Raw genomic sequence first — 13402 nt, 5'->3', positions numbered from 1 at the left:
GCCGGTTTCAGGCTCGTTTCGTGCTGAATGACGAGTTCTCTTCCATGAAAGACGTGACGGCGGCAGCGGCCCTTATCGCGGCCGACTGTGCGCCTGTCGAGAACGTATCGGCGAAAAGTTCCTTCTGCCGCGCCAGGTATTGCGGGTGCGTGGCGACGGCCTGGTCGAGCGCCGCGACGACATTCGTATCCGGCCCGACGACAGGTCCGGTCTGCCAGTGTGCGTAATCGGGATTGCCTTGCCACTCCACACCGTGGGCGTTCAGATGCAGGCAAGGGCGAGGGCGCAGCAGGAATTCGTAGATCTGGCTGCTCACGTCGCCGCAGTAGATGTCGGCGAGGTTGGTGTAGCTCATGTCGGTCGCCGCCGGGCTGCCGCGGTCGACCAGGATGTGCGGGCAGGCGTCGACTGCGGGATCGACCGGCGGCACGCGCTCGATCGCGGGCGGGGCGATGGTGACCGTGTACCGCCGCTGGAACAGCATGACGTGCGGAGCGAAGATCACGTTGTAGCGGTCGCTCGCCGCCAGTTCCGCCATGACCCGCGGCCCCATTCGGTAGTAGCTCGACAGGCGAGGGGAGGGATGCGGCGTGTAGAGAACGATCGGCCGCGAGGGATCAGGAAACGGGTTTGGGATGCGCCGGTTCGCAAAAAGATCGAACTTGGGATAGCCGACGATGCGGATGCGCGCCTGGTCCACGCCGGCCTCTGCTTTCAGGCGCCGTGCGATCTTGGGACCGGAAACCAGCACGAGATCGAACTGGGCGCTCTCCTTGCCGAACCCGATTGCGCGGTCTCCGGCACCGTGCCGAGTGTGGATGATCTTCAGCCCATCGAGGCCATAACGCGTCTTGAGCAGGAGCGACGTCTTTTCCGACACAACCAGTGCATCGAACCCGCGGAAGAAATCGAGGTTGTCGCGGTAGAGCAGGATCTTGCGCGCCGGAACGATCCGCTCCAGCGCGCCAGCCGCCATCCGCGACAGCCCGCGGCGCAGGTCCAGTCGCACCAGACGCATCTGCTCAAGCGACGTGCCGGCGAGTTCGCGCAGCCGCTGCTCCAGCCGTTCGCTGCCCGTCGCCAGCACGACTTCGTGCCGCCCGCTCGCGGCCAGCTCCAGCGCGATCGGCAGGCTATGCGCGAGCTGGTGGAGCTGGTCGTGGTTGAAGAGAAAGCAGATGCGCGCCATCGGGCGTGCCGCTAGCGTAAACGGCAGCGCGGCGCCATGCCGATGTCATCCGACCCTAGGCATTGACCGTCCCAGCAAGCTCGTCCAGAGCGCGGCCATGCCGTCGCGCGCTCCCACTTCACGCACGGGCCTGTCTACCATCCTGGGCAACCTGGCGTGGCTCTTGGGGGGCAAAGGCTTCGGTGCCGTCTGCAGCATCGTTTATCTCGCAGTGCTGTCGCGCTCGCTCGGGATCAAGGATTTCGGCCACTTTTCGCTGATTTTCGGCACGGGTCAGGCCTTGGTGGCCGCGGCCGGATTCCAGACCTGGCAGACCATGGTCCGCTTTGGCGCGCAGGCCGTGCACGAGCAGAACTGGCAGCGCTTCGGCCGCCTCGCGTGGTTCTGCGGAGCGATCGATGCGGGCGGCGCGCTGCTTGGCAGCCTAGTCGCCTATGTGATCTACTTCGGGTTCGCCGAGCTGCTCGAACTCAACGAGCGGTACGTGACGATGGCATTCGCGTTCAATTGCGCGCTGCTGTGGGCGCGCGCGACGACGCCGATCGGGATCGTGCGCGTGCTCGGCCGATTCGACATCGCCACCTATGTCGAGGCGATCGTGCCCACCGGGCGCCTGCTTGCAGCCTTCGCGATCATGTTCGCTGGCGCGAACGTCGGGCGCTTCCTGGCCGCCTGGGCGGCGATAGAACTGATCTCCGCCGCAGCCTACTGGGTCGCCGCCTGGCGGCTCGCGCCACAGGCGATGCGCAGGGAAAATCTCGGCGCGCTGGGCCAGGTCATGCGCGAGAATCCGGGTGTCGGCCGCTTCTTCGGCATCACCTACGTCAGCTCGACGCTGGACGCGCTCTACAAGCAGGGGCCGCTGCTCGCGGTCGGCTATTTCCTCGGCACGAGTGCGGCGGGCATCTATCGCTTGGCGGACCAGCTCGCGCAGGGCTTCGGCAAGCTGTCGCAGCTCCTCAGCCGGGCGATCTATCCGGAATTCGCCCATGCCCGCATGGCGGCGGATATCGGCGATTTCCGGCGGCTGGTCAGGCAAGTGACGGTGATCGCAGGGATCGGCGGCTTGACCGTGACACTCGCCGCGCTTGCGTTCGGCGACGACTTGCTAGCCCTGATCGGGGGCGAGGGCTTCGCGCGCGGGGGCGTGGTGCTGATACCGCTGGCGATCGGCGCGGCTTTCGACCTCGCCAGCGCCTCGTATGAACCCGTGCTCCATTCCACCGGGCACCCCTCCTATCCGCTTATCGCACGCAGCCTTGCCGCGGTGGTTCTGATCGCCAGCATCGTTGCATTCGCCGGCTTCGGCCCGGTGGGTATCGGCTGGGCGGTCGCGCTCGGCATGGCGTGCAGCTATCTCGCGATGAGCATCGCAGTGTTCGTCGTGCTTCGGCGGGACCGGACTGCGTGACCGCCGCGGTAAACGCGCTGGTGCTGGCGGGCTCCCGGCCGGGTGGCGACCCGCTCGCGCTGGAAGCCGGCGTGGCACACAAGGCGCTGATCGAGGTAGGCGATGCACCACTCCTCACCCGCGTCATCGGGGCGCTGCATGAAGCGGGATGCATGCGGGTCTTCGTCTGCTGCGAAACCGGTCCAGTGGAGGATCTCGCGCGGGACCTGGGCGCGGAGATCATTCCTCCGGCTGATGGGCCGAGCGGAAGCGTGCTGCGCGGGCTCAATGCCTGCGGCACACCGCTCCTCGTGACAACCGCAGACCATGCCTTGCTGCGCTCCGAATGGGTCGCCGAGCTGGTCAATGGAGCACCGGCCGACTGCGATCTCGCGGTGATGATGGCGGAACGCGCGCGGATAGAGGCGGCGGTGCCGGGCAGCCGGCGGACCTACCTTCGCTTCGCGGACGGGCACTGGTCGGGCTGCAATCTGTTCCTCCTGCGGACTCCAGCGGCGCGCGCAGCGGTGGAGGAATGGACCCGGGTCGAGGCCGACCGCAAGCGGCCATGGAAGATCGTCGCGCGGCTCGGGCTCGGGCTGCTCGTGTCGTACGCGCTGGGGCGGTTGTCGCTCGCCAAGGGGCTGGCGCGGCTGGGTGAGGGCATCGGTGTGCGGGCCGCTCTGGTCTCCGCCAGCAATGGGCTCGCTGCCGTCGACGTCGATACCGCGCGCGATCTGGAGGACGTGCGCCTGCTCGTCGGCGATGACGCGGGGCAGCTTCGCTAGCGCTGGTCTTTCAGGCAGCAGGCAGGAGACAAACGACATCTGCTGACGCCATGTGAGTGCCGCCACGATGACAATTCCGTCGGGGCCCGTACGCTGCGGAGGTCAGGGAGGTTTCGGCAGTCGTCGCGGGTGGCTTCGCAGTCGAGCCGTTGGTCGAACGCTATCTGCCGGGAATACCGCGCCCGCTCACGTGGACGGCATGGGGCGTGGGCATAAGACCTGACCGTAGAGGTCTGCAGCACGGCGCGTCATGGCGAGGGGCCCGGGGGCCGCCTCGCCATGACTGGCACGCGTTACTCGCCGAAGGTGCGCTGCCACCAGCCGCGCCGCTGAGGCGCTCCGGTTGCTGCTTCGCCGGCGTCGTTCGCCGGAGCCGGTTCGGCGGCCTCTGCCGGTGCAGATTCCTCGGCCGGAACCGTATCCTCGACCGGGGCGGCATCCTGGGGCGCAGGTTCTTCCTTCTTCTTGCGCCGCGTGCGCTTGGGCTTCTCGACCGGAGCCTCCGCTTCCGCGGCCGGTTCGGATGCGGTGGTCGCAGCGTCTTCGGTCGGAGCTTCCTCTGCCTTCTTGCGGCGCGGGCGCCTCTTCGGCTTCGGTGCTTCCTCAGTTTCCGCTGCGGGTTCGGCCGCGGGCGCTTCCTCGGTTGCGGTGGTCTCGGCGACCTCGACTTCGGCAGGAGCAGGTTCCTCTACCTTCTTCCGCCGCGAGCGCCTCTTCGGCTTGGGAGCCTCCTCGGCAACCGCTTCGGCGGTCTCGGGCGAATCTTCGGGACCCGCAACGACGGCCATGTCGTCGACGACCTGTTCCGACAGATCCTCCAGCGGCTTCTCCTCGCCGCCCGTTTCCTCGCCGGCCTCGCCGCCCTTGCCGCGCCGGCGGCGCCCGCCGCGGCGACGGCGCTTCTTCGGCTTTCCTTCCTCGTCGTCACCGCCATCGCGGTCGTCGCGGGCAGGAGTGTCGTCGCGACGCTCACCGTCTTCGGACGTATCGCCGTCACGGTTGCCGTCGCCCTGGTCGTCGCCGCGGCTCTTGTTGCGGCCGCGACCGCCCCGGCGGCGCCGCTTGCGCTTCTGGGACGCATCGCTTTCGTCCTCGTCGCGGGCGTCGTATTCCTCTTCGTCGTCCTCGGCTTCGACTTCGATATCATCCTCGTCGTCGTCGACGATCGGTTCGAACTTCGGTGCCTGGGTCGGGCGAGGGCCGGAGCTGGAGACGCTCATCTTCGCGCCTTCTTCCTCGCCCTCCGGAACGACCTCGACATTGACGCCGTAGCGCTGCTCGATCTCGACGAGATCGTCGCGCTTGGCGTTGAGCAGGTAGATCGCCGCCTCGGTGCTCGCGGCGAGCTGGATCACGGTGCCCTTGCCCTTGGCCGCTTCGTCCTCGATCAGGCGTAGCGCCGAGAGGCCCGCGCTCGATGCGGTGCGGACGAGGCCGGTGCCGTCGCAATGCGGACATTCGCGGGTCGTCGCTTCGAGCACGCCGGTGCGCAGACGCTGGCGGCTCATCTCCATCAGGCCGAAGCCCGAGATGCGGCCGACCTGGATGCGCGCACGGTCGTTCTTGAGCGCGTCCTTCATCGCGCGCTCGACCTTACGGATGTTGGAGCTGTACTCCATGTCGATGAAGTCGATCACGACCAGGCCTGCCATGTCGCGCAGGCGAAGCTGACGGGCGATTTCCTTCGCCGCCTCGAGATTGGTCGCGAGCGCGGTCTGCTCGATCCCGTGTTCCTTGGTCGAGCGGCCCGAGTTGATGTCGATCGAGACGAGCGCCTCGGTCGGGTTGATGACCAGATAGCCGCCCGATTTGAGCTGCACCACCGGGTCGTACATCGCGCGAAGCTGGTCTTCCGCACCGTAGCGCTGGAACAGCGGCACGGGATCGGAATAGGCCTTCACCCGCCGGGCGTGGCTGGGCATCAGCAGCTTCATGAATTCCTTGGCCGAGCGGTAGCCCGCTTCACCCTCGACCACGACTTCCTCGATCTCGCGGTTGTAGATGTCGCGGATCGCGCGCTTGATCAGATCGCTGTCGGAATGGATCAGCGTCGGTGCGCTGGAGGAGAGCGTTTTTTCGCGGATCTCGTCCCACAGACGGGCGAGATAGTCGAAGTCGCGCTTGATCTCGGTCTTGGTGCGCTGGAGGCCGGCGGTGCGGACGATCAGGCCCATCGACTTCGGCAGGCTCATGTCGCCCACGATCTGCTTCAGCCGCTTGCGGTCGCTCGCGCTGGAGATCTTGCGCGAGATGCCGCCGCCGTGGCTGCTGTTCGGCATCAGAACCGTGTAGCGCCCGGCGAGGCTGAGATAAGTCGTCAGCGCCGCACCCTTGTTGCCGCGCTCTTCCTTGACGACCTGAACCAGCAGCACCTGGCGGCGCTGGATGACGTCCTGAATCTTGTAGCGGCGGCGCAGTGCCTGGCGGCGGGCGCGAACCTCGTCGACTTCCTTCGTGCGGGCGCGGCCCTTGCCCTGACGGCGCGCACGACCGCGGCGGCCACGGCGCGAATCCCCGGCGCCGTCGCCGTTCTCTTCGTCGCCGTCGTCGTCATCGTCGCCGTTCTCGACCTGGCCTTCCTCGATCGTGGAGACCTTGGACTTCTCTGAGGTGTCGATTTCCTCGACCCCGTCCTCGGCGAATTCCTCGACCAGCGATTCGCCGGTTTCGTCGTCCGCGTCGTATTCGTCGCCGGGGAACTCGCCGCGCTCTTCCTCTTCGGCGCGCAGGCGTGCTTCTTCATCGGCCGCCTCCGCCTCTTCGGCGAGGAGCTGCTCGCGATCCTCCTTGGGGATCTGGTAGTAGTCCGGGTGGATTTCGCCGAACGCGAGAAAACCGTGCCGGTTGCCGCCGAAGTCGACGAAAGCTGCCTGAAGACTGGGTTCTACCCTGGTGACTTTGGCGAGGTAGATATTGCCTTTGATTTGTTTGTGTTCGGCAGATTCGAAATCAAATTCTTCGATCCGGTTGCCCTTGAGCACCGCCACCCGCGTTTCTTCCGGGTGGCGCGCATCGATAAGCATGCGCGTTGCCATTTAGAATTCTCCGTGCGCGTGCCCTTAAGCCGAGGCCTGTCGGGAGAACGCGCGCATATGTGTGGAAACCGCCGATCGAGCTGCGATGGGCGGCGTTGTCGGACCGGTCGCCCTGGATGGTCCAGAGGCGCCGGAATGATGTGTCTGCGTACATGCGAATGCGCTTGTTCTGCGCTGCCTGGTCCGCCCATGCCGCGACGCATGCCGGGGGCAGCGTCGTCAGGGGCGGGGAGGGGCTTCTCATGTCTTGCATCAACCTGTTGCGTAAAGCCCGGGAAGGGACTTCCGAGCTTGCCGATCGTTCCCCGGCCGGCCAGCACGAAAGTGTGAAAGGCGGGCTTTGACGGGCCGGATGTCGGCCTGCCAGCGCTAGCACTGCCGGTCTTGTTCGGCAACCATGTTGCGCTCTGCGCCCGCAACGCCGTAACAACACCGCGCAATGTCCATGCGGCTTCAGATCTGGCTGGTTTTCCTCGCCCCGCTGGCATTGTTGGCCACGCTATACGCGCTCGGCCTGACGATCTCGGTGCCTCACCTCGGGCGGGACTATGTGGTCCGCCTGGCGCTTCCCGACGCCGGCGCCCCCGTCGACCTGCCGAAGATCCATGGCCCACCCGACCGGTCGCGGCCGCTTGTGGTGATCGATCCGGGGCACGGCGGAAAGGATCCGGGGGCGAGTGTAGAAGGTTACCGCGAGAAGGATATCGCGCTCGGCCTCGCACTCGCGCTGCGCGATCGGCTCGTGCGCGACGGCGGCATCCGCGTGGCGCTGACGCGCGAGGACGACAGCTTCCTCGTGCTCGACGAACGGCCGGAAATCGCGCGCCGGATGAGCGCCGACCTGTTCCTGTCGATCCACGCCGATTCCGCGTCCGAGGCCAGCGAGGCAAGCGGCGCAAGCATCTACACGCTCTCTGCGCAGGCATCGAGCGAGGCGGCCGCGCGCTTTGCTGAGCGTGAAAACAACGCCGACCGTCTCAATGGTGTGCGGGTCGAGGGACAGAGCGAGCAGGTCAGCGCGATCCTCGTCGAACTGTCGCAGCGCCGCGTGCTGGAGGAATCGGACGAATTCACGAGCCTGATCCTCCGGGAAGGGGAGGGCACGCTGACTTTTCACCCCCGGCCCCGCCGCTCGGCTGCGCTCGCCGTACTGCGCGCGCCGGACGTGCCTGCGGTGCTCTACGAATCCGGCTTCATCACCAATCCCGAAGATGCGGAGCGCCTCGCAACACCCGAGGGGCAGGAGCGCTTTGCCGAGGTGATGGCGCGCGCGATCCGCATCTACTTCGCGCGGCAGGCCGGGTCGTAGTCGTCCGGAGTGCATCGATGGATGACGCGCGAGCGCGGCCACGGTAGTGCGAACGCGATGACCGAGCAGATCGTACCCGACAGCGAGCACCGCGGGATCATCGCGCGCATGCCGCAGGTGCCGCGGGATCTCGCGCAGCTCGCCCGCTTCGACCGGCCGATCGGCTGGTGGCTGTTGTTCTGGCCCTGCGTCTACGGCCTCTGGCTCGCCGGCGCGGGTTGGCAGTGGGAACTGCTGCTGTGGCTCCTCCTCGGCAGCGTGGCGATGCGGGGGGCGGGGTGCGTCTACAACGACATCGTCGATGCGAACCTCGACCGGCAGGTGGCCCGTACGGCGCTGCGCCCGGTCGCGAGCGGACGCGTTTCGAAGAAGCTCGCCTGGGCCTGGCTCCTCGCGCTGTGCCTCGTCGGACTCGTCGTGCTGCTGCAACTGCGGTGGCAGGCGCAGCTCGTCGCGCTGGCGAGCCTGGCGCTGGTCGCGGCCTATCCGTTCATGAAGCGGATCACGTGGTGGCCGCAGGCATGGCTCGGGCTCGTGTTCAGTTGGGGTGCGCCGATTGCCTGGATCGCGCTGCGCTCCGACAACTGGGAGGTTCTTGCGGCGCTCTACGCCGGGTGTGTACTGTGGGTGATCGGCTACGACACGATCTACGCCTTGCAGGACCGGGAGGACGACGCGCTCGTCGGCATCCGCTCCTCCGCACTGCGGCTGGGGCGGCGCGTGAAGCCGGGAGTGGCGCTGTTCTACGGCGGCGCGGTGGCGCTCTGGGCGCTCGCGTTCTGGTTGCTGCGCGAAGACTGGCTGGCGCTGTTGGCGTTGGCCCCGGCGGCGATTCACCTGGGGTGGCAGGTGGCGACGCTCGACCCGGCCGACCCGGCCAATCCACTCGAGCGGTTCCGGGCGAACCGGTGGACCGGGGTGCTGGTGGCGGCGGCGTGCTTCGTCGTCGGCAACGCCTGATCGCCCCTCCCGCTCTGCGTTCTGCAAAACGAGAGGGGCGCACGGCTCAGAGGTAGCTGACCACCTCGAATTCGATTCCGTCCCAGTCGAAGAAGTAGAAGCGCCGGCCGGGCGCATAGTCGGCGTGGGCGAAAGGTTCGAGACCCGCTTCGACCACGATCTTTTCCGCCGCGTCGAGATCGTCGACCAGCAGGCCGACATGGTTGAGCGGCACGCCCTTGCGATAGCCGCCGATTGCATCGGGATTGGTGTAGAGCGCGAGGTAAGTCATCTCGTTGCCGACATGGATTGTCTCGCCGCCGTTCATCGCTGGGCCGCGCCAGCGCTCGTGCCAGCCGCACAGCTCTTCAAACAGCTCGGCGCTGCGCTGCGGGTCGGTAACGGTTAGATTGGCGTGTTCGAGTTGGCCCTTGGGCATATTGGCACTCCTTGTTGCTACACCGGCGCGTCATGCGTCGGCGAATCGGGTGCTCGCATTCATGCAACTTCAAGCTGACTTGAGGTCAAGCATGTTTGTGGGTTAAAGGGCGCGCATGAAAGCAAGCGACCTCCTGCCGATCGGCATTCTCGCCCGCCGCACGGGGCTCTCGACCTCTGCGATCCGCTTCTACGAGGACAAGGGGCTGCTGAGGGCGCACCGTACTGGCGGCAACCAGCGGCGCTTCCTGCGCTCGGACATCCGTCGTCTCAGTTTCATCCTGATCGCGCAGAAGCTCGGGCTGACGCTGGAGGACATCGCGGAGCATCTCGCGCGGCTGCCGGAAGGCCGGACCCCGACGAGCTTCGACTGGTGGAAGATCAGCGAGGCGATCCGCGATCGTCTCGACCGCCGGATCGCGCAGCTTCAGGCGATGCGCGACAACCTCGACGGTTGCATCGGCTGCGGGTGCCTGAGCCTCAAGCACTGCAGGCTCTATAACCCGGACGACAAGGCGGGTGAACAAGGCCCGGGGCCGCGCGTCCTGCGCGAAATGGCCTAGCTTTTTTACTCTTCCGGCCCCAGCGCCGGGTCGAGGTCTCGGGGGCGCTTGAAGTGCACCAATTGTGCGCAGCCGGGCACCAAGTCGGCCCAGTCGTCGATGTCGAGTTCGAACACCGCGAACGTCGCGGTCGGGTATTTGGTCGCCGCCTCGTCGAACATGCCGTTCTCCGCCGATGGCGGGACGAGCGCGAAGAGCACTTCCTGCAGGCCAGGATTGTGCCCGGCGACGAGCACGGCATCCGCGTCCCCGGCATTCTCGCGAACGACGTCCAGGATCGTCTCGGCGCTTGCGAGATAGAGGCGCTCGTCCCACCGCGGTTCGGCCTCGGGCAATGCGGCGGCGAGCGTCTGGCGCACGCGTTCGGCGGAGCTGGCGAGCAGCAGATCCCACTCGACGCCATGTTCGGCGATGTGCCGGCCGATCAGCCGCGCCCCCCTGCGTCCGCGGGCGTTGAGGCCGCGGTCGAAGTCGCGCTTGCCCACGTCGTCCCAGTCCGACTTCGCGTGGCGCAGCAATCCCAATCTCTTCACGACGGCTGGCGGTCCTTCGATTCCCGTGCGGCTTCGGCCCCTGAAACACCTGCGGCCACCCGTTGTAAAGCTTCGGCCAGCGTCAGTCTGATGACAGGCGTGCCGGCGGGGAAGGCGCCGAGAAGCCGGCTGGGGAAGGCGGAGGACAGCACGACGAAATGGCCCGCGTCGTCCTTCGAGCGGATCAGCCGCCCGAACGCCTGCGCCAGCCGCGCCCGGATGATACGGTCGTCGTAAGCGCTGCCGCCGTTTGCCGCACGGCGCGCGCGGTGGAGGATGTCGGGCCGGGGCCAGGGGACCTGTTCCATGACCACGCAGCGCAGCGAGCGGCCGGGCACGTCCACCCCGTCGCGCAAGGCATCGGTGCCGAGCAGGCTTGCGGCGGGATCGTCGCGGAAGATGTCGACCAGCGTGCCGGTGTCGATCGGATCGACATGCTGCGCATAGAGCGGCAGCCCTGCGCGTGCGAGGCGGTCGGCGATCCGCCCATGCACGGCGCGCAGGCGCCGAACTGCGGTAAACAGACCGAGCACCCCCCCGTTTGCAGCCTCGATAAGCCGCGCGTAGGCGCCGGCGAGTGCCGGCAGATCGCCGCGCTTCACGTCGGTGATGATCAGCACCTCCGCGCGGGCGGCGTAGTCGAACGGACTCTCCGCCTGGGCGAGCAGGGGTTCCACCTCGATATGCGGCGCGCCCGAGCGGGCGATGGCGTTCTGCCAATCGTCGCCATCGCGCAGCGTCGCGCTGGTGAGCATGACCCCGTGCGCCGGCTCCAGCACGACGCGCGCGAAAGGCTTCATCGGGTCGAGCCAGCGGCGATGGATGCCCACGTCGAACTCGCGCGCTTCGCTGCGGTCGACCGCCAGCCAGTCGACGAACTCCGGGTCCGCCGGACCGCCAAGCCGGTCGAGCAACGCCTCCCACGCCTGCAGCAGGTCAACCCTCCAGGCGAGCGAATGGCGCGCGCCCTCGATCCGTGCGCGGCCCTGGCCGTCGAGCCAGTCGGGTGCATCCTCCAATACCGCTTCCAGACGTACCCCGAGCTTGACCAAGGGGCGGCGGATAGCGGCGAGCGCATCGCGCGCCGCCTGCGCCTGTTCGATCAGATTGCCTGGCAGGCCCGCTGCTTCGGTCTCGATGCCGTAGCCGGCTTCCTGTCCGCCGCTTTCGTCGCGCGCGTAAGTGCAGGCCCGCACCGCTGCGAGGAGGGACTCGAGCGGGCCGTAAGGCTCTCCATCGTTGAGACGCTGGAGCCAACCGTCGGATGGCAGCGCCTGTGCCGCTTCGAGTGCAGCCTCGATCGCGTCGCCGCCCGCTTCGTCGTAGCTCGCCACGTCTGCAAGGCGGGCCGCCAGGCCCCGGCGGCGGCCGCGGTTCTTGCGTTCCGGCCCGACGATCCAGCGCCGAAGCTCGATCGCCTCCTGCCCCGTCAGTGCGGCGGCGAAAGTGCTATCGGCAGCGTCGAAGACGTGGTGCCCCTCGTCGAACACGATCCGCGTTGGCCGCTGTGCATGGTCGCGTCCGCGCGCGGCATTGATCATCACCAGCGCGTGGTTGGCGATGACCAGGTCGGCCTGTGCCGAGGCGCGGGCGGCGCGCTCGATGAAGCATTTGCGGTAGTGCGGGCAGCCAGCGTAGACGCATTCGCCCCGCTGATCGGTCAGCGCCGCGATCCCGCGCTTGCGGAACAACGTGCCGAGCCAGCCCGGCAGGTCGCCGCCGATCATGTCGCCGTCGCGGCTGTAGGCGGCCCAGCGTGCGACCAGATGCGCGAGGATCGCCGCACGTCCCCCGAAGCCGCCTTGCAGCGCATCCTCCAGATTGAGCAGACAGAGGTAGTTCTCGCGCCCCTTGCGTACCACCACGGGTTGGGTGCCATCGGCGCGCCGCTCGGGCCAGGCGCGGCGGCTCTCCCCCCGAAGCTGGCGCTGGAGGTTCTTGGTGTAGGTCGAGACCCAGACCGTGCCCCGCGCGGCCGAGGCCCAGAGCGAGGCAGGCGCCAGGTAGCCCAGGGTCTTGCCGATGCCGGTCCCGGCCTGTGCCAGCAACAGGTGCGGCGCGGCGCGCTTCGCTCGCGGTGCGAAGACCTTGCCCACCTCCCGGGCATAGAGCCGCTGCCCTTCGCGCCGCTCCGACCCGGCACCTGTGAGGTGCGCGAGCTGCGCCTCGATCTCCGGCTCCTCGATCAGCACCTGCCCGGGAGGTGGGCGGTCGGGCGCCTCCTCCCACTCCGGCAGGCGCGAAAACAGCCATTTCTCCGCCCGCTCCGGTCGCGCGACATGCGGCGCAAGCACCTGCGCCCAGGGCCAGCGCAGCCGCACGAGCGACTGGAGCGCCGACCACGCGCCCTCGCGTTCTGCCCAGTCGGGGCTGGCGCAAGTCTCGAACAACGCACCGGTCGCCTGCTGGAGCAGCGCGGGCACGGCATCGTCGCTTGTCGGCTCCTCCAGCCCGAGCGCATGGGCGAGTCCCTTGGGAGTCGGCACGCAGAAGCGCGCAGGGTAGATGAAGGCGAACAGTTCCAGCAGGTCGAGCCCCGAGAGGTCGGGATAGCCTAGCCGAGTAGCCACCAGCGGCGCGTTGAGCAGCAGCACAGGCGTATCCGCCGCGGCCATGATCGCCTCGCCCTTGGAGCAGCCGCGTGTGGCCCCAGTGGCATCGCGCAGCCATGTTCCGGCATGGCTGGCGTGGAGCGCGGGGAGGGGCACCGGTTCGGACATCGCTCGACGATGCGCGAGAGAGAACGGAAAGTAAACAAGCGCGGCGGAGTGGAAAAGCACGGTCAACGCCTGAACGCATGGACGACGCGTCCCGTCGTGAAATCAAGTCGACTAATGCCGTGAAATCAATGGTTCACGGCTCTCTGAACGGCAGATAAACAGGAACATGGCAGAAATGTGCCGCGTTTTTCCAGTTACCATGCCCAAAACCAGACACCACCTCCGCAGCGCCCCCTTCGCAATCGCCGCGGTGCTCGCGCTAGGCAGCACCTCGGCTTTTGCACAGACGGCGCCGGCCTCTCCGACGCCGAGCGCGCCGTCGGATCCGATCGTCCTGCAGTTGCCGATCGCGCCAACGTCGCCCGCGACCGCGCCGGCCAGCGCCACCCCCAGCACCACCGTCGCCGCGCCCCCCGCGACGCAGCCGCCGGGCATCGTGCTCGATCTGCCGCCGGCGCCCGCTGCCAGCCAGGCTGCGCCCGAAGCTGCGGCAAGCGG

General features: G+C 67.7%; 10 protein-coding genes and 1 pseudogene. 6 read left to right on the top strand and 5 right to left on the bottom strand.

What is annotated here, in order from left to right:
* Window positions 1-7: 7 nt before the first annotated feature.
* A complete protein-coding gene (locus AC3A5N_RS12795) occupies window positions 8-1189 on the bottom strand; it encodes a hypothetical protein (RefSeq protein ID WP_487737714.1) in 1182 nt (393 codons plus the stop codon).
* A 97-nt stretch (window positions 1190-1286) separates the two neighbouring features.
* On the opposite strand from AC3A5N_RS12795, the gene AC3A5N_RS12790 reads away from it, so the two are divergent.
* Window positions 1287-2600 (top strand): lipopolysaccharide biosynthesis protein, encoded by a 1314-nt coding sequence (locus AC3A5N_RS12790; RefSeq protein WP_487737713.1) that lies wholly within the window; start codon window positions 1287-1289, stop codon window positions 2598-2600.
* On the top strand, window positions 2597-3367 hold the full coding sequence (locus tag AC3A5N_RS12785; RefSeq protein WP_487737712.1) for a nucleotidyltransferase family protein: 771 nt from the start codon (window positions 2597-2599) through the stop codon (window positions 3365-3367). The genes AC3A5N_RS12790 and AC3A5N_RS12785 overlap by 4 nt, the downstream gene beginning before the upstream one ends.
* Before the next feature lie 293 nt (window positions 3368-3660).
* Here AC3A5N_RS12785 and AC3A5N_RS12780 read toward each other — a convergent pair whose 3' ends face one another.
* Window positions 3661-6402 carry an Rne/Rng family ribonuclease gene (locus tag AC3A5N_RS12780; protein ID WP_487737711.1) on the bottom strand — a complete coding sequence of 914 codons (2742 nt, stop codon included), beginning with the start codon at window positions 6400-6402 and terminating at the stop codon, window positions 3661-3663.
* A gap of 439 nt (window positions 6403-6841) precedes the next feature.
* Between AC3A5N_RS12780 and AC3A5N_RS12775 the strand changes: the two genes are divergently transcribed.
* The gene (locus tag AC3A5N_RS12775) at window positions 6842-7711 is read left to right on the top strand and encodes an N-acetylmuramoyl-L-alanine amidase family protein (protein WP_487737710.1); all 870 of its coding nucleotides are present in this window, start codon (window positions 6842-6844) and stop codon (window positions 7709-7711) included.
* 57 nt (window positions 7712-7768) lie between these two features.
* Window positions 7769-8671 carry a 4-hydroxybenzoate octaprenyltransferase gene (gene ubiA, locus AC3A5N_RS12770; protein WP_487737911.1) on the top strand — a complete coding sequence of 301 codons (903 nt, stop codon included), beginning with the start codon at window positions 7769-7771 and terminating at the stop codon, window positions 8669-8671.
* Between the two features lie 46 nt (window positions 8672-8717).
* Here the strand turns inward: ubiA and AC3A5N_RS12765 are convergent, their stop codons facing one another.
* A complete protein-coding gene (locus AC3A5N_RS12765) occupies window positions 8718-9089 on the bottom strand; it encodes a VOC family protein (RefSeq protein WP_487737709.1) in 372 nt (123 codons plus the stop codon).
* A gap of 115 nt (window positions 9090-9204) precedes the next feature.
* On the opposite strand from AC3A5N_RS12765, the gene soxR reads away from it, so the two are divergent.
* A complete protein-coding gene (gene soxR, locus AC3A5N_RS12760) occupies window positions 9205-9651 on the top strand; it encodes a redox-sensitive transcriptional activator SoxR (RefSeq protein WP_487737708.1) in 447 nt (148 codons plus the stop codon).
* A gap of 5 nt (window positions 9652-9656) precedes the next feature.
* On the opposite strand, the gene AC3A5N_RS12755 is transcribed toward soxR, so the two are convergent.
* Both AC3A5N_RS12755 and AC3A5N_RS12750 read right to left on the bottom strand, forming a co-directional pair.
* Window positions 9657-10184, bottom strand: a complete 528-nt coding sequence (locus AC3A5N_RS12755; protein WP_487737707.1) for a SixA phosphatase family protein — start codon at window positions 10182-10184, stop codon at window positions 9657-9659.
* Window positions 10181-12904 carry an ATP-dependent DNA helicase gene (locus AC3A5N_RS12750; protein ID WP_487737706.1) on the bottom strand — a complete coding sequence of 908 codons (2724 nt, stop codon included), beginning with the start codon at window positions 12902-12904 and terminating at the stop codon, window positions 10181-10183. The genes AC3A5N_RS12755 and AC3A5N_RS12750 overlap by 4 nt, the downstream gene beginning before the upstream one ends.
* 199 nt (window positions 12905-13103) lie before the next feature.
* Here AC3A5N_RS12750 and AC3A5N_RS12745 point away from each other — a divergent pair.
* Window positions 13104-13402: pseudogene (locus tag AC3A5N_RS12745) on the top strand (hypothetical protein); the annotation flags it as partial.

It is taken from the genome of Pelagerythrobacter sp. Soil_C_18 (assembly GCF_057657235.1).
The sequence above is the reverse complement of the archived record's forward strand: the minus strand, read 5'-3'. Positions and strand labels throughout refer to the sequence as shown.